This window comes from Mesorhizobium sp. W067 (genome assembly GCF_054719525.1).
Genome location: NZ_JBTTII010000001.1, coordinates 1,853,993 through 1,874,513, shown reverse-complemented (window position 1 = coordinate 1,874,513; position 20,521 = coordinate 1,853,993). Strand labels below are relative to the sequence as shown.

20 protein-coding genes and 1 tRNA gene are annotated in these 20,521 nt (G+C 62.4%); 9 read left to right on the top strand and 12 right to left on the bottom strand.

The features are described from left to right. Nucleotides 1-2: 2 nt before the first annotated feature. The 6 genes from ACYG97_RS09245 to ACYG97_RS09220 all read right to left on the bottom strand — a co-directional run bounded on the left by ACYG97_RS09245 (nt 3) and on the right by ACYG97_RS09220 (nt 6,705). Nucleotides 3-791 carry a TatD family hydrolase gene (locus ACYG97_RS09245; protein WP_023734018.1) on the bottom strand — a complete coding sequence of 263 codons (789 nt, stop codon included), beginning with the start codon at nt 789-791 and terminating at the stop codon, nt 3-5. Next, nucleotides 791-2,341 (bottom strand): methionine--tRNA ligase, encoded by a 1,551-nt coding sequence (gene metG / locus ACYG97_RS09240; protein WP_023734017.1) that lies wholly within the window; start codon nt 2,339-2,341, stop codon nt 791-793. The genes ACYG97_RS09245 and metG overlap by 1 nt, the downstream gene beginning before the upstream one ends. A gap of 90 nt (nt 2,342-2,431) precedes the next feature. After that, complete coding sequence (locus ACYG97_RS09235) at nt 2,432-3,487, bottom strand: DNA polymerase III subunit delta' (protein ID WP_023734016.1); 1,056 nt, start codon at nt 3,485-3,487, stop codon at nt 2,432-2,434. After that, the gene (tmk, locus tag ACYG97_RS09230; RefSeq protein WP_023668949.1) at nt 3,484-4,158 is read right to left on the bottom strand and encodes a dTMP kinase; all 675 of its coding nucleotides are present in this window, start codon (nt 4,156-4,158) and stop codon (nt 3,484-3,486) included. Before tmk ends, ACYG97_RS09235 begins: the two co-directional genes overlap by 4 nt. Nucleotides 4,159-4,230: 72 nt before the next feature. Further along, nucleotides 4,231-5,397, bottom strand: a complete 1,167-nt coding sequence (locus ACYG97_RS09225) for a D-alanyl-D-alanine carboxypeptidase family protein (protein ID WP_023734015.1) — start codon at nt 5,395-5,397, stop codon at nt 4,231-4,233. Between the two features lie 102 nt (nt 5,398-5,499). Then, nucleotides 5,500-6,705, bottom strand: a complete 1,206-nt coding sequence (locus ACYG97_RS09220) for a septal ring lytic transglycosylase RlpA family protein (protein ID WP_023701721.1) — start codon at nt 6,703-6,705, stop codon at nt 5,500-5,502. Nucleotides 6,706-7,000: 295 nt separating this feature from the next. Between ACYG97_RS09220 and ACYG97_RS09215 the strand changes: the two genes are divergently transcribed. Both ACYG97_RS09215 and ACYG97_RS09210 read left to right on the top strand, forming a co-directional pair. Further along, complete coding sequence (locus ACYG97_RS09215) at nt 7,001-7,480, top strand: MgtC/SapB family protein (RefSeq protein WP_027050850.1); 480 nt, start codon at nt 7,001-7,003, stop codon at nt 7,478-7,480. A gap of 205 nt (nt 7,481-7,685) precedes the next feature. Then, nucleotides 7,686-7,775, top strand: a tRNA-Ser gene (locus ACYG97_RS09210). 147 nt (nt 7,776-7,922) lie between these two features. Here the strand turns inward: ACYG97_RS09210 and ACYG97_RS09205 are convergent. Further along, the gene (locus tag ACYG97_RS09205) at nt 7,923-8,084 is read right to left on the bottom strand and encodes a hypothetical protein (RefSeq protein WP_023691300.1); all 162 of its coding nucleotides are present in this window, start codon (nt 8,082-8,084) and stop codon (nt 7,923-7,925) included. A gap of 186 nt (nt 8,085-8,270) precedes the next feature. Here ACYG97_RS09205 and ACYG97_RS09200 point away from each other — a divergent pair, with 186 nt between their 5' ends. Then, nucleotides 8,271-8,462, top strand: coding sequence for a DUF3606 domain-containing protein (locus tag ACYG97_RS09200; RefSeq protein WP_023668952.1), 192 nt, complete (start codon nt 8,271-8,273; stop codon nt 8,460-8,462). Between the two features lie 347 nt (nt 8,463-8,809). Here ACYG97_RS09200 and ACYG97_RS09195 read toward each other — a convergent pair whose 3' ends face one another. After that, nucleotides 8,810-9,544 (bottom strand): hypothetical protein, encoded by a 735-nt coding sequence (locus tag ACYG97_RS09195; RefSeq protein WP_023734014.1) that lies wholly within the window; start codon nt 9,542-9,544, stop codon nt 8,810-8,812. A gap of 431 nt (nt 9,545-9,975) precedes the next feature. On the opposite strand from ACYG97_RS09195, the gene ACYG97_RS09190 reads away from it, so the two are divergent. The 6 genes from ACYG97_RS09190 (at nt 9,976) to rimO (ending at nt 15,459) form a co-directional block, all read left to right on the top strand. Then, nucleotides 9,976-10,365 (top strand): sugar 3,4-ketoisomerase, encoded by a 390-nt coding sequence (locus ACYG97_RS09190; RefSeq protein ID WP_023696117.1) that lies wholly within the window; start codon nt 9,976-9,978, stop codon nt 10,363-10,365. Nucleotides 10,366-10,408: 43 nt separating this feature from the next. Continuing rightward, a complete protein-coding gene (locus ACYG97_RS09185; RefSeq protein ID WP_198029705.1) occupies nt 10,409-11,629 on the top strand; it encodes an FAD-dependent oxidoreductase in 1,221 nt (406 codons plus the stop codon). Continuing rightward, nucleotides 11,630-12,556, top strand: a complete 927-nt coding sequence (locus ACYG97_RS09180; RefSeq protein WP_023691313.1) for a glycosyltransferase family 2 protein — start codon at nt 11,630-11,632, stop codon at nt 12,554-12,556. A 119-nt stretch (nt 12,557-12,675) separates the two neighbouring features. Further along, nucleotides 12,676-13,083: a DUF930 domain-containing protein gene (locus ACYG97_RS09175; RefSeq protein ID WP_032889884.1), complete on the top strand. Its 408-nt coding sequence runs from the start codon at nt 12,676-12,678 to the stop codon at nt 13,081-13,083. Nucleotides 13,084-13,345: 262 nt separating this feature from the next. Then, nucleotides 13,346-14,005 carry a TerC family protein gene (locus tag ACYG97_RS09170; RefSeq protein ID WP_023682529.1) on the top strand — a complete coding sequence of 220 codons (660 nt, stop codon included), beginning with the start codon at nt 13,346-13,348 and terminating at the stop codon, nt 14,003-14,005. 140 nt (nt 14,006-14,145) lie between these two features. Further along, the gene (gene rimO / locus ACYG97_RS09165; protein ID WP_023668960.1) at nt 14,146-15,459 is read left to right on the top strand and encodes a 30S ribosomal protein S12 methylthiotransferase RimO; all 1,314 of its coding nucleotides are present in this window, start codon (nt 14,146-14,148) and stop codon (nt 15,457-15,459) included. 139 nt (nt 15,460-15,598) lie between these two features. Here rimO and ACYG97_RS09160 read toward each other — a convergent pair whose 3' ends face one another. Genes ACYG97_RS09160 through ACYG97_RS09145 form a run of 4 tightly spaced genes read right to left on the bottom strand, consistent with a single transcriptional unit; the run spans nt 15,599 to nt 20,335 of the window. Further along, a complete protein-coding gene (locus tag ACYG97_RS09160; protein ID WP_023682527.1) occupies nt 15,599-16,666 on the bottom strand; it encodes a BMP family ABC transporter substrate-binding protein in 1,068 nt (355 codons plus the stop codon). A gap of 50 nt (nt 16,667-16,716) precedes the next feature. After that, entirely contained in the window at nt 16,717-17,637 is a 921-nt protein-coding gene (locus tag ACYG97_RS09155) for an ABC transporter permease (RefSeq protein WP_023668962.1), read from the bottom strand. Continuing rightward, nucleotides 17,637-18,761: an ABC transporter permease gene (locus ACYG97_RS09150; protein ID WP_031262272.1), complete on the bottom strand. Its 1,125-nt coding sequence runs from the start codon at nt 18,759-18,761 to the stop codon at nt 17,637-17,639. The genes ACYG97_RS09155 and ACYG97_RS09150 overlap by 1 nt, the downstream gene beginning before the upstream one ends. Continuing rightward, nucleotides 18,758-20,335 (bottom strand): ABC transporter ATP-binding protein, encoded by a 1,578-nt coding sequence (locus tag ACYG97_RS09145; protein WP_023734011.1) that lies wholly within the window; start codon nt 20,333-20,335, stop codon nt 18,758-18,760. Before ACYG97_RS09145 ends, ACYG97_RS09150 begins: the two co-directional genes overlap by 4 nt. Between the last annotated feature and the right edge of the window lie 186 nt (nt 20,336-20,521).

Below are 20,521 nucleotides of genomic sequence, written 5' to 3'. Positions count from 1 at the left end.
CGTCAGAGCCCGGCGGGCCGCGGCATCTTGCCGAACAGCCGGAAGAAGTTCGCCGTCGTCAGCGTCGCGATCTCGGCTTCGCCAACGCCGACCGTCTCCGCCAGCACCTTGGCTGTATGCGCGACGTAGGCCGGCTCGTTGCGTTTGCCGCGGAACGGCACCGGCGCCAGATACGGTGCGTCGGTCTCGACCAGCAGCCGGTCATGCGGCACATCGGCTGCGATGGCGCGTAAATCGGCGGAGTTCTTGAAGGTCAGTATGCCCGAGAAGGACACATAGCCACCAAGCGCCACGCCGACCTCTGCCAGCCGTCGCCCCGACGAAAAACAATGCAGGATGAAGGGGAAGGCGCCCTTCCCTGTTTCGTCTTCGAGGATGGCAGCCATGTCGTCATCGGCATCGCGCGAATGGATCACCAGCGGCAGCCCGGTCTCGCGCGCAGCTGCTATATGAGTGCGAAAACCCTGCGCCTGCGCATCGCGTGGCGCCTTGTCGTAAAAATAGTCGAGCCCGGCCTCGCCGATCGCCACCACCTTCGGGTGCGCGGACAGGCGCACAAGGTCCTCAGCCGTCACATCCAGCTCTTCGCCGGCATTGTGAGGATGGGTGCCGACCGAGCAATAGATTTCGTCGAAACTCTCGGCAATCTCAAGCACTTGCGCAAACCGCTTCACGCGTGTCGAGATGGTCACCATGTGACCTATACCGGCAGCCTTTGCGCGGGCGACGATGGCCGCCCGCTCCTCGGTGAAATCCGGAAAGTCGAGATGGCAATGGCTGTCGACGAGCATCAGGCGCTCGCCTCAGGGTTTTCGACATAACGCGGAAACACGCCCTCCGGCGCGGGCAGCGCCGTGCCGGGCACCAGCGCATAGTCGGCATGGACATGCGCGAAGTCACGCTTGTCCGCCGGCACCGCCAGCAGGTCCAGCAGCTTGCCGGCCGACCCCGGAATGTAGGGCTGGCACAGCAATGCCACGCGCCGCACCAGTTCGGCGGTCGTCCACAGCACAGTTTCCATACGCGCCGGATCGGTCTTCTTCAGCGCCCAGGGCGCCTGCGAGGCGAAGTAGCGATCCGCTTCCGCCACAACGCCGAAGATCGCCGCCAACGCGAGATGGATGCCCTGTTCCGCCATCGCCTGGCGCGCGGTACCCAGCGCTTCCACCGCCTGGTCGAGGATCGCGCTGTCGGCTTCGGTCAGCTCGCCGCGATGCGGCACCACGCCGCCGCAGTTCTTGGCGATCATCGACAGCGAGCGCTGCGCCAGATTGCCGAGACCGTTGGCGAGATCGGCATTTGTGCGGTTGACGATCGCGTCATGGCTGTAGCTGCCGTCCTGGCCGAATGGCACCTCACGCAAGAAGAAATAGCGCACCTGGTCGAGGCCGAAATGCTCGACCATGGTGAAGGGGTCTACGACATTGCCGACCGACTTCGACATTTTCTCGCCGCGGTTGAACAGGAAGCCATGCGCGAAGACGCGCTTCGGCAGTTCGATGCCGGCCGACATCAGGAAAGCCGGCCAGTAGACGGCATGGAAGCGGACGATGTCCTTGCCGATAATGTGCGTGGCCGGCCAGTAGCGCCATTGCTCGGCCTTGGTGTCGGGATAGCCGGCAGCGGTGATGTAGTTGGTCAAGGCATCGACCCAGACATACATCACATGCTTGTCGTCGCCGGGCACCGGCACGCCCCAATTGAAGGTCGTGCGCGAGACCGAGATGTCCTTGAGGCCGGACCTGACGAAGCTCATCACCTCATTTCGGCGCTCGGCCGGACCGACGAAATCGGGCTGGTTTTCGTACAGCGCAAGCAATTTGTCCTGATAGGCGGAAAGCCTGAAGAAGTAGCTTTCCTCCTCATTCCATTCGACCGGCGAGCCAAGCGGCTCGCGGCGCACGCCGTCGTCGCCGAGCGTGGTTTCGCTCTCTTCGAAATAGGCTTCCTGGCGGACCGAATACCAGCCGCTATAGCGGTCGAGATAGATGTCGCCATTGGCCGCCATCGCCTTCCAGATCGCTTGGCACGACTCGTAGTGGCGTGGTTCCGTCGTGCGGATGTAATCATCATTCGAGCCGCCCAGGACCTCTGTCATCGAACGGAAGATCGCCGAGTTGCGGTCGGCAAGCGCGAGTGGCGTTATGCCTTCCTTCTCGGCCGTCTGCTGCATCTTGAGGCCGTGTTCGTCAGTGCCGGTGAGGAAGAACACGTCCTTGCCGTCCAGGCGCTGGAAGCGGGCCAGCGCGTCGGTCGCGATGACCGTATAGGCGTGGCCGATATGCGGCTTGCCGTTCGGATAGAAAATCGGTGTCGTGATGTAGAATGTGTCGCGTGACATGAATTAACCGTCATGAATGGCCGAATGAATGTGAGCGGTGGATATCGCATCGAGACGGCGATTGCCATCCCGCCCCAATGCCGAAACCGGTCACATTCGCATTGCGGAATTCAGGCGGTCGATCATGGTCAAGGCGTGCTGCTTCTTGTCAAGATTGTAGGTATCGGTCTCAGATATGGCGTTCAGCGCCTCGTGCCAAGTGTCGGACAGCGTTTTCGCCCGCGCGAGATGCCCAGCCAGCGCGGCTTCACTGGCGCCGGTGGAGAGCAGATCGAGCGCGCGGCGGTTGAAGATGTCGAACTGGATCGCCTGGTCGCGGCCGGCGACGGCCTCGGCAAGGCGATAGGCGCCGGCGATGTCGCTCTTGCCCGACGTGACCAGGGCGTCGAGCGTGCCGGCAATCTCCAGCCCGCCATATTGGGTCAGAAGGATCGCATTGCGGGCGCTGCCCCCTGCCCGTTCCGCCAGTGCCGCGCGCGCGGCAGGATCGGAAGGTGGCGGCGGCTCGACGGTTTCCAGAACGCTCATCAGGCTGCCGGCATCGAGCGGCGTTAGCCGCACCATCTGGCAGCGCGAGCGGATGGTCGGCAAAAGGCTGCCCGGCGCATGGACGATGAGGATGAACAGCGTGCGGCTCGGCGGCTCCTCGAGGTTCTTGAGCAAGGCGTTGGCGGCGTTGGTGTTCATGTCGTCGGCCGGATCGACGATCACCACCCGGTAGCTGCCGTCATGCGAGGTCAGCGACAGGAAGCGGTTGACCTTGCGGATCTCGTCGACGGTGACGACCGTCTTGAAGCTCTTGGTCTTGTCGTTCAGCGGCCGGGTCAGATGCAGCACGCCGGGATGCGCCCCGGTGGCGATCTGGCGAAACAGCGGTGAGGCCGGATCGGGAACGGCAAACGTGTCCGGCGCCTGGTCGAAGGCCGGATGCTTCAACAGATGGTGCGCCAGGTGAAAGGCAAGCGTCGCCTTGCCGATGCCGACCGGCCCGGCAAAGATCAACGCATGCGGCAGTTTTCCCGAGCGATAGGCGGCAGCGAGCATCGCGGCCGCCTGCTCATGGCCGACCAGGCGCAGCGTCTCGGACGGCTCCGGTACACCGTCCAGCGTGTCGTGCTGCTCGGGAGCGATGCGTTCGAAGATCATGCGGGCGCCGCCTGTCGGTTGCGCGCGGGCGCCCTCGCCTCAAGTGCGGCGAACACCACCGCGGTGATGACATCCTCCACCGCAGCGGGAGGCGCCGACGCGTCGATCACGATGCAGCGGTCCGGCTCGGCGGCTGCGATCGCCAGGAAGGCGTCACGGCGGCGCTGGTGGATGTCCAGCGTCTCCTTTTCGAAGCGGTCCGGACCGTCCTCGGCGCCACGCCGCGCGGCGGCGCGCCGCAAGCCCTCGGCGGGGTCAATGTCAAGGATCAGCGTCATGTCCGGCATCATGCCGTTGATGGCGACCTCCTCCAGAGCTTCCATGAAAGCCGGATCGAGGCCGCCGGTGACGCCCTGATAGACGCGCGACGAATCCAGGAAACGGTCGCAAAGCACGATGGAGCCGCGCTCCACCGCCGGCCGGATGACCTGCTCGACATGGTCGGAGCGCGCGGCGGCAAACAGCAGCGCCTCCATCTTCGGCCCGAACGGCTCGGCGGCGCCGGACAGGAGCACATGCCTGACCGCCTCGGCCCCGGGTGACCCCCCGGGTTCGCGGGTGAGGAGGACATCGTATTTCTTGGCGCGCATTTTCTGGGCCAGCCGTTCGATCTGCGTCGACTTGCCGGCGCCCTCGCCGCCTTCGAAGGTGATGAAAAATCCGCTTGCCAATCGAAAGGCCTTTGTCCTGCTTTGCGCTGGTGTCTTAGTCCGCGCCTGAGAAAAGGTCCACGCCGCAGGAACTCAACGCAGCCAGCCTACGGCCAGTTCCTTGGCGGCATCAAACGCGCGTTGCGGCAACGTGCCGACGCCGACCGATTCGGCGGCGAAAAGCGGCGTTTCCTGGCTCAGCGTGTCGCCGATCCAGACGCGCAGCGCGCCGACGGGTTGCCCCTCCTCCACCGGCGCCGATACCGGCCCCTGATAGACGATCCTGGCGGTCAGCTTGTCGCGGTTGGCGATCGGCAGCAGGACGTCGATCGGCGCCTTTGCCTTCAGCGCTACGCTGGATTTGGCGCCGCCGAACACCTGGGCCTCGCCGACCACTTCGTTGCCAGCGAAAATCTCGGTCTTCTCGAAGGAGCGGACGCCCCATTCGAGCAGCTTGCGCGCTTCCTCGGCGCGCTCGCGATCATTGGCCAATCCGCTCATCGCCGCGAACACCCTGGTTCCGTCATGGCTGACCGAGCCGACAATGCCGAAACCGCCCGCCTCGCTCGACCCGACCGCCAGCCCATCGGCGCCGATGCCCATGGCCAGCAACGGGTTGCGATTCTTTTGCGAGATCTTGTTCCAGGTGAAATCGGCCCGGCCGTAATAGAGATAGAGATCCGGATATTCGCGCCATATATGCAGGCCAAGCTGCGCCAGTTCGCGCACTGTCGTCTGCTGGCCGTCGGCCGGCAGGCCGGTGGAATTGACAAATGTCGATTTCGGCAGCCCGATCTGGCGCGCGCGATCGTTCATCTGCGCCGCGAAATTCTCTTCCGAACCGGCCATGCCTTCGGCCAGCACCATGCAGCCGTCATTGGCGGCCTGTATGGTGACCCCCTGGATCAGATCCTCGACCCGGATCGCCGATTTGAGCTTGGCAAACATGGTCGACGTTCCCGAAGGCGCACCGCCCTTGCGCCAGGCATTTTCCGAAACCACGAAGGTGTCGTCGAGGCTCATGCGCTTCGACTTGATGGCGTTGAAGACCCTCTCCACCGTCATCAGCTTGGCCATCGAGGCCGGCGGGATCGGTTGGTCGGCATCCTTGGAAAACAGCACCGTGCCGGTTTCGGCATCGATCATGAAAGCCTGCGTCGCCTTGGTCTCGAAAAGCTGCGCGTTGGCCGGAACCAGCGCGGCAAGCAAGAAGCCAAGGCCAAAAAGCCCGGCAAAAGGGTGGAAAAGGCGAAATCGCATGAAGAGGCTCGACTGTTAGCCGGCAGAAACTTGCCGCAACGCTATCAGGCTTCTTCCCGGCGGATCAACCGCGCAATGACAAAACCGGCGTGCCTTTGTTGGTCAGTTGCGCACAGCCAGCGCGTCCGGCGCGCCATGCGACCATGCCGCGCGCAAGAGGTCGTCGACATTGCCATGGCCATCCGGATAGAGATTGACCGCGTACCAGTCATTGCCGTCGAGTTCGGTGCTCTGGATTTCGGTCCTGCCGAACGGTTCGAGAGCCGCAGCCACCCGCTTTGCCTCGGCGGCATCGTCGAAGGATCCGGCGGCGACATAGTCGGAAACGGCAGGCGATGCCTGCGGGTTGGATTTCTTCCACGATTGCAGGATGTCGGCTGGCGACATGCCCTGGTCGTCAAGCGCTGCAAAGACGTCGGCGCGCTGTACGCGCTCATCCGCATAGGAGAGCGAAGCCACGGCAAAGGGCGATTCCGGGCGCTGAGGCACGATCGGCCCGAATTCAGGCAGCGTCACATCGCTTGAGGCCGGTGCCTGCATCGACATCACTGGCTGTGTGTCGGAATTCGTCAACTGACCAGGAAACGGCACTACGGCAGGGGGTGCGCCAACAGATAGGCTCGGCGAAGGTCCGTTCATCGCCACCATGACGCCGGTCGGCAAGCCATCGGACGGGTCCGGGCGGTTGCCCGGGCGGTAGGAGGCGACCAGATATTGGTCGTCGTCGCCGTCGAGCGGTGCGCGGCCAATATATTCCACCTTGACCCTGGCCGTGCCGACCTTGGCATAGTCGAGCATTTGCGCGGCGCGTTCCGAGACATCGATGATGCGTCCCTCGTGATAGGGGCCGCGGTCGTTGACGCGCACGATGACCGAGCTTCCGGTCTCGGTGTTGGTGACACGGGCGTAGCTTGGCAGCGGCATGGTCGGATGCGCCGCCGTCAGATGGGTCATGTCGTAGACTTCGCCATTGGCTGTGAGGCGACCGTGGAAGGCATCGCCATACCAGGAGGCGAGACCGACCTTGGCGTAGCGCTTGTCTTCCTTGGGGTAATACCACTTGCCGCGCACCTGATAGGGCTTGCCCAACTGGTCGCGGCCGCCGCCGCGCCGCATGTACTGAACGCGCGGGCTGGCCTTCACGCCGTACTCGGTCTCGGCAAAATATTCCTTCGAGCGAGGCTTCTTGTAGACCATGGCTTTCGGCTCGGACTGCGGCGACGCGCACGCGGCCAGCAACGCAGCCGAAAGAGCGCACAACACCAAAGCAGGAGCGCGACGAAGACGCCGATGCGTCGTGGTCTGCATGTTTTCCGATGTCCCCTACCGTCTCGACACAGGCGCCGCTTCTAGAATTTCGGCGGAGCCAGATGAGCAATGCCTGCGACGCGCCAATCCCCATCCCTTGTGCGCAGGAATTGTTTATCAGCGTATTAATCGATTGTGTCCGGAACCGGGCAGGAATGTGGCGGCCAGGTCCCGGGCTGGCCGGGCGCCTGTGAGGAGGCATCCGAGACCTCTGTCCTTTGGAGTCTGGAAGTGAACCTGTGGCATGAAGCGCGGCTGCCTGGAACCGACCGACCCGAGATACGTTCTGCGCCTCATGGATGAATTCATTGAACGTTTCGGGCAACAGACGTGGCTGCCCTTTTCCGTAATTTCAGCCAGGCTTTTGCTCGCGGCCGTCCTTGGCTCCATCGTTGGGATCGAACGCGAATGGCGTAACCGACCGGCCGGATTGAGGACACACATCCTGGTCTGTGTTGCGACGGCTCTAATTGCCATCCTCACGATCGAGATTACTCATCTTCACGTCTTCGATGGTCAGGAAATCGCCATTGATCCTATCCGCTTGATCGAAGCCACGACTGCCGGCGTGGCATTTCTGGCCGCGGGCTTGATCTTCTTCTCCAAGGGCGAGGTTCAAGGGCTTACCACTGGGGCGGGCATGTGGCTGGCAGGCGCCATAGGCCTGGCGGTTGGGCTCGGGTTCTGGCAGATCGCGGCTTTGGCTACCTTGCTCGCACTTGTCGTGCTGGGTCTTCTGCAACTTGTGCAGGTCGGCAGCAAGGATCGCAATTAGATCCCGGCTCCTTCGAAAACGGGTTCGCAGCTCCGTTCGGGTAACGAACGCCACCCCTATTATCCATGGCAGCGCCGATGGTTGACTTGGCGATGGGCAACGCTCTAGATGAACCGCAAGCTGGTCCGGAAGGATAGGTATCATTCGATACCAACTGTCGTTCACTGGGTCGGTTGATGTTCCTAGATGATTGAAAAGTCACGTTGGAGGGATGGCCGAGCGGTTTAAGGCACCGGTCTTGAAAACCGGCGTGGGTGCAAGCCCACCGTGGGTTCGAATCCCACTCCCTCCGCCAGATATTTGGCTACCGTGCTGAATTGCCTCTGTATTTTCAAAGAGGGCCAAATCTTTCCTAAGTTATTCCTAACTTCCTAAAACGAAGAAGCCTGCCACCGCGAGGCAGCGGGCCAGCGTGAGCGCAAACGTTGCGCCAGCCTCAGGATCAACGTTCGTCCTGGCGATAGAGCCGTTTGGTCGCGCGGTCGCTTTCCATGCGTTCTGCAGGACCACGGTGGCGTCGGGTCATAAGAACGTATGCCATCAATAGGGCCAGCAACAGTGGCCCACCAGCAACGACGATCAACCACATCACACTTTCAAACATGAGGCATCTCCTTCACGTCACAACCGTCAAGGAGAAGAACCGTTCCGTTCAAAGTTACAGCAACACCAGCACCTCCTGCGACTGAGGGCCGTTTTCCCATGTGACCGTTTCGGAAATCCGGGCTCCGCTGCAACAAAAGGCTGCGGCTGCACGTTGCGGTTGATCATTCAACCAGGAGCAAAGCAAATGGCTGACGACAAAACGAAGACGGACTTCCGCGATCGGGACCGCGTCTCTGCCGATGAGGATTATGAAGTCGAGTATTTCGCCACCAAGGCCGGCATCACCCCGCAGCAGGTCAAGGAATTGATCGCGAAGCACGGCAACCGACGCGAGACGCTGGAGCGGGAAGCGAAGGCTCTGGGGAGCGGTAGGTAGGCCGGCATGCCAGAGTACCAGGTGGAAGAGTGGCATGGAGAGGAGTGTGTCTCAACTCAGGCCACGAGCGCCGATGATCCGTTATCTGCGGTAGAGAAGGTCACGGGCCAAAGGGTGTCGCCTAGAGCGCTTCAGGAGCATTGGTTTCGTGTGGTCGATGAAGATGCGCGAAGCACGCATGAATTCAGCCTTGAGGACGGCGGCCCGGCTGGAGATTTCGCAAAATAGCCATGACCAGAATCTCGGACCTGCATTGGGACCAACGCTGCAGATAGGCGAGAAAGGTGCAGCCGCCGGGCGGACCCGACGGCTTATCGTCGATTGGATCGCTGCCGCCGCATGGGGCCTTAAGGCGCGGCCGGCGCCAGCTTGGCGGCTACTTGGTCGATCTTGTCGGCAAGTACGCTATTGGCCCAATCTGTCACCTCAGGGTCAACGGGCTTGTTGGCCATTTGGGCAAGGGCTGCATCGATCGATGGGACGTTGGCAGCGGCAGCTGTGGCGGCGGTCTGAGCAGCGGCCGCATCCTGGGTGGCGTCATCGAGCGCTGCCTGTGCTGCATCGAGGTCGGCCTGCGTCGGGACATCTTCGGGCGGGGTATTCGGGTCAGCCGCTTTCGCATTCAGCGCGTCGAGCGCCGCTTTGGCGTCGGCAACCGCCTGATTAGCGGCATCGAGCGCCGATTGAGCGTTCTTGGCTATTGCCGACTGTGTCACAAAAGCCTGCACGCCAGCGAAGTTCTTGCTCTTGGAGTGCATAAAGGCGTTGGCGTTGCGCTGCAGTGAGTTCAATCGGCCCAGCTTGGCATGGATATTCTTTTCCTTGGACACTGAACCGGTAGCGGCCTTGGCGACCTGGCCCTTGGCGGATGCCGACTTGCCGAGCGAACCGCCGCCTCCGCCATTGCCGCCAGCATTACCGTTTCCTCCGCTATTGCCATTGCCATTGCCATTGCCATTGCCGTTACCGTTACCATTGCCATGGCCGTTACCATGGCCGTTGCCACCAGCAGCAGCCAGGGCCGGCGACACCAGAAGCGAGAACACCGCAAATGCAGCAAAAAGGGTCTTTCGGGATGTCATAACTACCTCCGAGATTGCCACCGCCACTAACCGCTATAGCGGGCAACATGAGGAATCGCTAACACAAAGGGTAAACTTGGATATAGCTGTGCTTTCATTGCGAGAACGAAGCGGCCGGCCGGCGAAACGCCAACCAGCATAACTCTTTGAAATTGCTGAAGTAGATCACCCTCGTTGGGACCGGCCGGCCTTCCGAACTCAAAGGTCCTAGACCGCTCGGACCAAGGTCTTAAGCCTTGGTTTCGGCCGCGACTCAGAAGTCGTGACGGCGCGGCGACCTTCGGTAGTCGGCACCGTATCGGCCTGAGGCCGAGCTCGACATCGATCCGCTGCTGTGTCCCAAAACACCGCCTAAGTGGTTGTATTCTCTGTCTTTTGATGTAAGCGCTAGTCTGAGGTAAATTTCGACCGGCTTCTGGCGGGCTTACGTTATGCAGCATCGAACGTTCTTTGGCGGCAAGGTCACCGAGATCCCCACTTCGTTACATTGCGATCCCAGGGGAATGCTGACCGCTATCGAGTTCAGCGGTTACAATTTCCAAGCCGTGCGGGCGTTCGTCGTCACCGCGCCGCGCGGCACGTCGCGGGGCGGACATGCACACGGCTCGGGCCGGCAATTGATGATGCAGCTGTCGGGCGAGATCGGCATCGAATTTCGCTATCAGGAACAGATCGAACGGCTGACGCTCACCGCATCGAACCGCGCGGTGCTGGTCGATGCCCCGGTGTGGGCGCTGCAGACCTATGAAGGCGAGAACCCGTCTTTGCTGGTTTTCTGCGATACCGAATACGACCCTGAAAACTACGTATCGAACCCCTGATGACACTCATCGGGAAAGGAGAGGCCGCGATGCGCGCCAGGACATGACAGCGCCTCGCGGCAGAATGGCTATTCTCGGCGCCGGCATCATGGGCGCCAGCCTCGCTCTCATGATGGCCCGCAGAGGCTACGCGGTGTCCCTCTTCGACAAGGAGAGCGAGCCGATGGCCTGCGCCAGCCGTTGGAACGAGGGCAAGATTCATCTCGGCTATCTCTACGGGAACGATCCCTCGCTGCTGACCGCCCGGCATCTGCTTTCGGGAGGACTGTGTTTCGGCAGGCTTGTTTCCGAGCTGATCGGAAGCAATCTGGAAGCGCACACGACCCTTTCGGAAGACCTTTATCTGATCCATCGCAACTCGATCGTCGCTGCCGAGGCGCTGGGGGCGATCTTTGAACGTGTGGATGTATTGGTGCGCAGCCACGCTGACGCCACGAGCTACCTTGCCGACGTATCGGCGGCGCGGTCGAAACGGCTTTCCAGAACTGAATTGGCCGATGTCACCAACTCGGACCAGATCGTCGGCGGCTTCCAGGTGCCGGAGCGATCCGTCAACACGCGATGGGTTGCCGACCGGCTTTGCGCGGCGCTTCGGGGTGAACCCAATAGCAGCTTGCGGATGGCGTCCAAAGTCCTGTCGGCACAGCCGGTGGACGGAATTGACGGGAAATGGCGCGTGGCGGTCGCAGGCAAGAAAAGTGAGGCGTTCGACATCGTCGTCAATTGCCTTTGGGAGGGGCGGCTGGCTGTCGACCGCACGGCCGGCATCGAGCCGGTTCCCGGATGGTCGCACCGCTACAGGCTTTGCCTGTTCGGCCGCACCAGGCAGCCTGTCAATGTGCCATGCGCGGTCGTCGCCCTTGGCCCGTTCGGCGACATAAAAAACTATGACGGGCGCAACTTCTATCTCTCCTGGTACCCGAGCGGGTTGCTTGCGGAGAGTGGCGAATTGTCGATCGAAACGCCGCAAGCGCTCGATGCCGACGCACGACAGCGGTTCATCGGCGACGTTCGCGCCACGCTCGCCCGGTTGGTGCCCAGTGTTTCCAGCATGTTCGACGATGCCGAGGAGCTTGAGGTACGCGGCGGCTTCGTGTTTGCGCAAGGGCGTGGTTCGCTCAGCGACCCGAAAGCCACAATCCATCGCCGCGACCAATTCGGGGTCAACCGCCTGGGCAACTACATCTCGGTCGACACAGGTAAATATTCGACGGCGCCGTGGCTTGCCGACAGGCTGGCGCGGCAAATCTGCGGGATCGAGTGAATGGGTGAGACAGAACAGGGCGGCGCGAAGCAGGTAGCGCAGAAACAAGTCCAGCTTCGATCCGGCTGGCGGCCGAAGGTCACGGCGCTGGTGCCATGCTACAATTCGGCGGCATTCATTTCGCGTACGCTGGACAGCCTCGCCGCGCAGACCTGGGACAATATCGAGATCCTGGTCGGGGAGGACAATTCGACCGACGCGACATTCGAGATCGTTTCAGCCTTCGCCGGCGGCCGCGACGATGTCCGTATCCTCCGCCGGGACAAAAACCTGGGATGGCTGAAGAACTCCAACGATCTGATGGCCAATGCCAGCGGCGAATTGATGTTCTTTGCCTTCCATGACGACGTCATCGATCCAACCTATATCGAGGCGCTGGTGCGGGCGCTCGATGCCAATCCCGCGGCCGTACTGTCGTTCAGCGACGTCGAAGTGATCGAAGTCAGCGGCGAAAGTGCCACGTGGAAGTTCGACCTGCTGGAGGGCTTGCAGGACGGTTTTGCGCGTGGCCGGGCGATGGCGCGCCAGCCGCATGGATGGTGGGTTCCCAATCGTGGGATATTCAGGGCCTGGGCGTTCCACCGTAGCGGCGGGATCAAGCCCAACAGCCAAGGCGAATTCAGCGCCGACTGGACCTGGCTTCTGCATCTGTCGCTGCTCGGCGGCTTTGTCCGCGTGCCGCAAGTGCTCTGCCACAAATACTACCGGGCGGGCAGCATCAGCCGGCGCTGGGACCGCAACAGCACCCAACGAAGGGCCTTGCGGGCGGCGGGGATAAGGGAGGTCTGGCACAGCGAGGCCGGCCTTGCACAAAGAGCCTTCCTCGCTGTCTATATCGCCTTGCGGCCGTGGCGGTGGGTGCCGCGATCGCGAGAAGCGCAAAGACGGCGAAACAGGCAATCGGTGCATGGCAGCCCGGACAAATAAGAATGGCGCCGGCGACGTATCAAAGCGGCTGCGTCAAAACACCCTGCCCGGCCAACGGCGATTTCCGCGCATATCCGGCTGCCCCAAAATGGCACTCCGGTTGATTTTTCACGCGAGTTATGGTCGTTCTCCCGCCCATGAAAAAACTATTCCTTGCGGCGCTGGCCTCGGTGACGCTGGCCTGGCCCGCCCACGCGATGGACGCCGCCCTGCGCGCCGGCCTGCTGAAACTCGACCCGGAGACCCGGCTGGAGCAGAGATGCGACGCCGAAGTGCTCGACCGCATCAGCCATGACGACCACAAGTACAAGGCAGACCGCGTCGTCGCCTACGCCTTCGCGACGCCGGAAATGAAGGCCGATGCCATCCGCAGCCCGGGCGCTGCCTTCCGCAGCAAGGGGCAGTGGTACCGGCTGAAGTTCAAATGCGAGACGGCGCCTGACCATATGGAGGTCCTGCAGTTCCGTTACCGCATCGGCGACGAGATTCCGGAAGCCGACTGGGCGAAGTACAATCTCTACGACTGAATTCGCTGCGACCAGAATTCTCTCTGGCAGAACGACCTTCCCTATTCCCGTGGCTTTCAGCGTCGGCCGTTAGAGCGGTTCAGCTTTTTACAGAGCAGCTGACCCACTCTAACTCTTTGTTTTTGCATGATTCCGGACGGAAAACCGCTACGCACTTTTCCTGGAATTGCGCCGGCAGTCTCTTGACGCGCGGGAACCATACACGTTAGGGCGTCGGCATATCCGACGACGAACACGCCGATACAGCAAGGGGCTCCGGTCGATGGACATTTTCAGCGCTGCAAGCATGACGGCCCTCCTCCAGGTCATCGCCATCGATCTGGTGCTTGCCGGCGACAATGCCATCGTCATCGGCCTTGCCGCCGCCGGCCTGCCGGTCGAGCAGCGCAAGAAAGCCATCCTGATCGGCGTGTTGGCGGCGACTGTGCTGCGCATCCTGTTTGCCGCCGTCACCGTCAAGCTTCTTGCCATTGTCGGCCTGCTGCTGGCCGGCGGCATCCTTTTGTTGTGGGTGTGCTGGAAGATGTGGCGCGAGCTGCGGACGTCGCATGCCGACGAGTTCGAGGCGACCGAGGCGCTGTCCGATTCCGACCTCAACAGCGACAGAACGGTGGGTGGCAAGGCGCCGCGCAAGACGCTCGGCCAGGCGGCCCTGCAGATCGTCGTCGCCGATGTTTCGATGTCGCTGGACAATGTGCTGGCGGTCGCCGGTGCGGCGCGCGATCATTTTCCCGTGCTTGTCATAGGCCTGGTGCTGTCGATCGCCTTGATGGGCTTGGCCGCGAGCTTCATTGCCAAGCTGCTGCATCGCCACCGCTGGATCGCCTATGTCGGCCTGCTGATCATTCTCTACGTCGCGATCGATATGGTCTATCGCGGCCTTGTCGAGGTCTGGCCGCATGTCAGTCCTGTGGTGAGCTGACGCTGCCGGTCCTACAGCTTCTGTATAGTACGGGTATCTGCCGGAGGCAGTGGTCGCGTTCGCCGCAGCCGCTGCCCATACCAATGCCGCAATAAGTGTGGTACTGGCCGCCGATCCCGAAAAACCCGGAATGTTTTCTCATGTCTGCGCCTCGCGTCAGTTTCGTCAGCCTTGGATGCCCGAAGGCGCTTGTGGATTCCGAGCGCATCATCACGCGCCTGCGCGCCGAAGGCTATGAGATCGCGCGCAAGCATGACGGCGCGGACCTGGTCGTCGTCAACACCTGCGGCTTTCTCGATTCGGCCCGCGACGAATCGCTCAACGCCATTGGTTCGGCGCTTTCGGAAAACGGCCGGGTGATCGTCACCGGCTGCCTCGGCGCCGAGCCGGACGTCATACGAGAGAAGCACCCCAACGTCCTCGCCATCACCGGCCCGCAGGCCTATGAGAGCGTGATGGCCGCGGTGCATGAGGCGGCGCCGCCCAGCCACGATCCGTATATCGACCTTCTGCCGCCGCAAGGCGTCAAGCTGACGCCGCGCCACTACGCCTATCTCAAGATTTCCGAAGGCTGCAACAACCGCTGCACCTTCTGCATCATTCCCGCACTGCGCGGCGACCTCGTCTCGCGCCCGGCGGCCGATGTGCTGCGCGAGGCCGAGAAGCTGGCCAAGGCCGGCGTCAAGGAACTGCTGGTCATCTCGCAGGACACCAGCGCCTACGGCATCGACATCAAGTACCAGACGTCGATGTTCGGCGACCGCGAAGTGCGGGCGAAATTCCTCGACCTGTCGGAGGAGCTGGGCAAGCTCGGCATCTGGGTACGCATGCACTATGTCTACCCCTACCCGCATGTCGCCGATGTCATCCCGCTAATGGCGGATGGAAAAATCCTTCCCTATCTGGACATCCCCTTCCAGCACGCCTCGCCGCAGGTGCTGAAGAACATGCGTCGGCCCGCGCATGGCGAAAAGACGCTGGAGCGCATTCGCGGCTGGCGCGAGGTGTGCCCGGATCTGGCGATACGCTCGACCTTCATCGTCGGTTTCCCCGGCGAGACCGACGAGGATTTCGAGATGCTGCTCGACTGGCTGGACGAGGCCAGGATCGATCGCGCCGGCTGCTTCAAATACGAGCCGGTACGCGGCGCCCGCTCCAACGATCTCGGCCTCGAACAGGTGCCGCAGGAGATCAAGGAAGCGCGCTGGCATCGCTTCATGCAGCGCCAGCAGAAGATCTCGGCGACGCAGTTGGCCAAGAAGCTCGGCAAGCGCCTGCCGGTGCTGATCGACGAGGCGCATGGCACGTCTGCCAAGGGCCGGACAAAATACGACGCGCCCGAGATCGACGGTTCGGTGCATATCCAGTCGCGCCGCCCGCTGCGCCAAGGCGACATCGTCACGGTCAAGATCGACCGCGCCGACGCCTACGACCTTTACGGCTCGGCGGTTTAGAAAATTACCAAAAAGGGCGCCTCCCGGCGCCCTCGGATTTTTGGCACAGCCCTCGGCGCGGTTTCGCAGTCGAAGCGTGCAGCCCGCGAATGAAAAAAGGGCGCCGGGCGGCGCCCCTTCTCTTTTGCGTTTCCGATACTTACTGCGGCAACTTGTCGTCGACGCCCTTCACATAGAAGTTCATGCCGAGCAGCGTGCCGTCGTCGGCTACTTCGCCGTCCTTGAGCCACGGCGTGCCGTCCTGCTTGGCGACCGGTCCGGTGAAGGGGTTCCAGCCATCTGCGATTTTCTTCGCGGTTGCCTCGGCCATCGCCTTCACATCGTCCGGCATGTTGGTGAAGGGCGCCAGCTTGACGGCGCCGTCCTTGATGCCGAGCCAGACATTGTCCGGCTTCCAGGTGCCGTCGAGCGCTGCCTGGACGCGGCTGATGTAGTACGGCCCCCATTCGTCCGTCAGCGAGGTCAGCTGCGCGTTCGGCGCGAACTTGATCATGTCGGAGGACTGGCCGAAGCCGTGCAGCTTGCGCTCTTCCGCCACCTGCAGTGCCGCAGTGGAATCGGTGTGCTGGACGATGATGTCGGCGCCCTGGTCGAACAGCGCCTTGGCCGCGTCGGCTTCCTTGCCCGGATCGAACCAGGAGTTCACCCAGACGATCTTGGCCTTGAAGTTCGGGTTGACCGACTGCGCGCCGAGCATGAAGGAGTTGATGCCCATCACCACTTCGGGGATCGGGAAAGAAACGATATAGCCGGCGACCCCTGCCTTCGATTCCTTGGCGGCGATCTGGCCGAGCACGTAGCGGCCCTCGTAGAAGCGCGCATTGTAGATGCCGAGATTGTCAGCGGTCTTGTAGCCGGTGGCGTGCTCGAACATCACTTTGGGGAACTTCTTGGCGACCTTCACTTCCGGGTCCATGAAGCCGAAAGAGGTGCCGAAGATGATCTTGCAGCCTTCGCGCGCCAGACGCTCGAAAGCGCGGTCGGCATCGGGACCTTCCGAGACGTTCTCGAGATAGGCGGTTTCGACCTTGTCGCCGAGGGCCTTCTCCACCTCGAGGCGGCCTTGGTCGTGCTGGTAGGAATAGCCGAAATCGCCGATCGGGCCGGTGTAGACCCAGCATGCCTTCAACTTGTCGGCGGCCTGCGCCGACGCCGCCAGTGACATGGCGGCGGTCGTGGTCATCAACGCGATAAGCAGTTTTTTCATTGTGTTACCTCTCTGAGTTTAGCCTTGGAGCTTCCCGTTTGTTTTTGTTGTCAACGATCCGGAACGAATGGCTGCCCCAAGGAAGCCGGCGTGTTCATCATCGTCAGACGCTTGTTGCGCGAGATTAGAACGAGAACCACGACGGTTGCCAGATAGGGCAGAGAAGAAAGCAGCTGCGAAGGCACCGGAATGCCAAATGCCTGTGCATGAAGCTGGCCGATCCAGACCGCGCCGAAGATGTAGGCGCCGGCCAGCACGCGCCACGGACGCCACGAGGCGAAGACGACCAGCGCCAGCGCGATCCAGCCGCGGCCCGCGCTCATGTTCTCTACCCATTGCGGCGTGTAGACCAGCGACAGGTGGCCGCCGGCAAGGCCGGCGCAGGCGCCGCCGAAGATGACCGCGAGATAGCGGTAGCGGATGACCTTGATGCCGAGCGCATGCGCCGATGTGTGGCTGTCGCCGATCGAGCGCAGAGTGAGGCCGGTGCGGGTCTTGAACAGGAACCACATGACGGCCGCCGTCAGCGCGATCGAGATGTAGAAGATCGGGTCCTGGCCGAACAACAGCCTGCCGACCACTGGAATGTCGGTGAGCACCGGAACGTAGAGGTTTGGCAGCCGCTCGCCGGGCTGGCCGACGAAGCTGGTCCCCATCATGCCGGACAGGCCGAGGCCAAGCAGCGTCAACGACAGGCCGGTCGCCACCTGGTTGGTGGCGAGCGACAGCGTCATCACCGCAAACAGCAGCGAGAACACCGCGCCCATGGCAATTGCCGCCAACAGGCCAATCCAGGGCGATCCCGTGAGATAGCCGGCGCCGAAGCCGCCGACGGCGCCCATGATCATCATGCCTTCGACGCCGAGGTTGAGCACGCCGGAGCGCTCGACCACCAGTTCGCCGATTGCCGCGATCAAAAGCGGCGTCGCCGCCGTGGCGATGGTCAAAAGGATGTTGACGGCGATGTCCATCAGCGGGCTTCCTTCAACTTCGGCGCGGCTTGAAGCTTCGCCGCGCTTTTCGTCAGCGCCATGCCGACCAGACGGATTCGGTAGTGAATGAGCGTGTCGCAGCCGAGCACGAAGAACAAAAGCATGCCCTGGAACACACGCGCCACCTTGTCGGAGATGCCGAGCGCGCTTTGCACCGCCTCGCCGCCGAGATAGGTCAGCGCCAGCACCAGGCCGGCGGCGACGATGCCGAGCGGATTGAGCCGGCCGAGGAACGCCACGATGATCGCTGTGAAGCCGTAGCCGGGCGAAATCACCGGCTGCAGCTGGCCGATGGCGCCGGAGACTTCCGAAATGCCGGCAAGCCCAGCCAGCGCGCCTGACAGCAGGAAGGCGAAGAAGACCATGCGGTTGAGGCCGAAGCCGGCGAAGCGCCCTGCCCTCGGGCTGGAGCCGAGCACGCGGACCTCAAAACCCTTGAGCAGGCGGCTCATCAGCACCCAGATCAGCACGGCGGCGATCAGCGCGAAAACAAAACCCCAATTGGCACGGCCGGCATCCGGCATCAGTTCCGGTAGGACGGCAGAGTCGTTGAACTGGATCGTCTGCGGAAAACCATGGCCCTGCGGATCGCGCCAGGGACCGCGCACCAGCCAGTCGAGGAAAAGCTGGGCGACATAGACCAGCATCAGGCTGGTCAGGATTTCGTTGGTGCCGAAGCGCGTCTTTAGGAGAGCCGGGATTGCCGCATAGGCGGCGCCGCCGACCATGCCGAACAACAGCATCAGCGGCAGCACCAGCGGGCCTTCGAACCCGGGAAACAGCACCGGAATGGCAGAGCCGAAAATGCCGCCGAGGATGAACTGTCCCTCAGCGCCGATGTTCCAGATGTTGGCCTTGTAACAGACCGACAGGCCGACCGCGATCAGGATCAAAGGTGCGGCCTTGATCGCCAGTTCATGCAACTGCCAGACCTGGCTGATCGGCTCGATGAAATAGATCTCGAATGCGCTCAGCGGGTTGACGCCGAGCAGCGCGAACAGAACCGCGCCGGCGATGATCGTTAGGGCGAAGGCGATGAAGGGCGACAGCGCCGAAAAGAGCATAGAGCGCTGCGGGCGTTTGACGAGTTCGAGGCGCATCATGCCGTCTCCAGACCATGTTCGGCGTGGCCGGGCTCGGCGCCGCCCATCAACAGACCGACCTTTTCGAAAGTTGCCTCGGCGATCGGCAGCGGTTTCGACAATTCGCCATTGTGCATGACCGCGATCGCATCCGAAATCTCGAACAACTCATCGAGGTCCTGGCTGATGACCAGAACTGCCGAGCCGCTGCGCGCCAGTTCGATCAGCGCCTGGCGGATATGAGCGGCGGCACCGGCGTCGACGCCCCAGGTCGGCTGGTTGACGACCATGACGGCAGGGCTGCGGTCGAGTTCGCGGCCCACGATGAATTTCTGCAGATTGCCGCCCGACAGGGCCGAGGCTTCCGGATCGGGCGCGCTCTTGCGCACATCCATCGCCACGATGATGCGCTGGGCGGCGGCATAGACCGCACCGCTTTTGACTGCGCCGCCGACGCCGACAAAAACCTTGCCGTCGGTGGCGTGCCGCGACAGAAGCAGATTTTCCGAAAGCTTCATGCGTGGCGCCGCGCCATGGCCGAGGCGTTCTTCCGGCACGAAGGCAGCGCCCATCAGCCGCCGGCCTGTGATCGAGAGCGAGCCGGCATCCTTGCCGCGGATGCGCACGGATGCGGCGTCCTGCTGCAGCACCTCGCCGGAGACGGATTCGAAGAACTCGCCCTGGCCGTTGCCGGCGACACCGGCAATGCCGATCACCTCGCCGGCGCGCACAGCGAGGTTGATATTCTTCAGCGGGATCGAAAACGGCGTTGCCGGCTTGCGGCTGAGGGCGCGAATTTCGAGCAGCGGCTGCGCGGCCTCGATGCCTTCGGCCGGCGCACGCACCACGGCCTTCACCTCGTTGCCGACCATCATGCGGGCCAGCGACGAAGCCGTTTCCTCGCGCGGATTGCAATGGCCGACGACCTTGCCGTGACGCAGCACGGTGGCGCGGTCGCAAATGCGTTTGACCTCTTCCAGCCGGTGCGAAATGTAGAGGATGGATTTGCCCTCGGAGCGCAGGCGCTCTAGCGTCTCGAACAGCTTGTCGGCTTCCTGCGGCGTCAGCACCGAGGTCGGCTCGTCGAGGATGATGAGCTGCGGCGTCTGCAACAGGCAGCGGATGATCTCGATGCGCTGGCGTTCGCCGACCGAGAGATCGCCGACCAGCGAGTCCGGATCGAGCGGCAGGCCATAGCTGAAGGAAAGCGCCCTCGCCTTGGCCGCGATCGAGCTGATCGGTGAGCCGTCATCCAGAGACAGAGCGATATTCTCGGCCGCGGTCAGCGCCTCGAACAGCGAAAAGTGCTGAAACACCATGCCGATGCCGAGCTTCTTCGCCATGCCCGGACTGGTGATCCGCACCGCTTCCCCGTTCCAGAATATCTCGCCGGAATTGGGCTCCAGCGAGCCGAACAGCATCTTGACCAGCGTCGACTTGCCGGCGCCGTTTTCGCCAAGCAGCGCGTGGATCTCGCCCTTGGCGATGTTGAGGTCGATATGATCGCACGCCGTCAACGTGCCGAATATCTTGGTCAGGCCACGAACCTCAAGCAGGTTCGCTCCATCATGATCTGCACTCACAGTGCCTCCCATCCGGTTCCCGGACATGTTCTGTGTTCCCGCCAGCATGGTATGCGCTGGCCGCTCTCGTGCGAAAGCAGCACCCACCTTGAAAGAGCTTCAAGAATTTCAGCGGAAACTCAAGGGGTAAAGACCGACCTGCTTCGTACAACAGACCGATCGCCCGGTTTTTCGGGTAAACAGTGCCTAGCGTCGCGG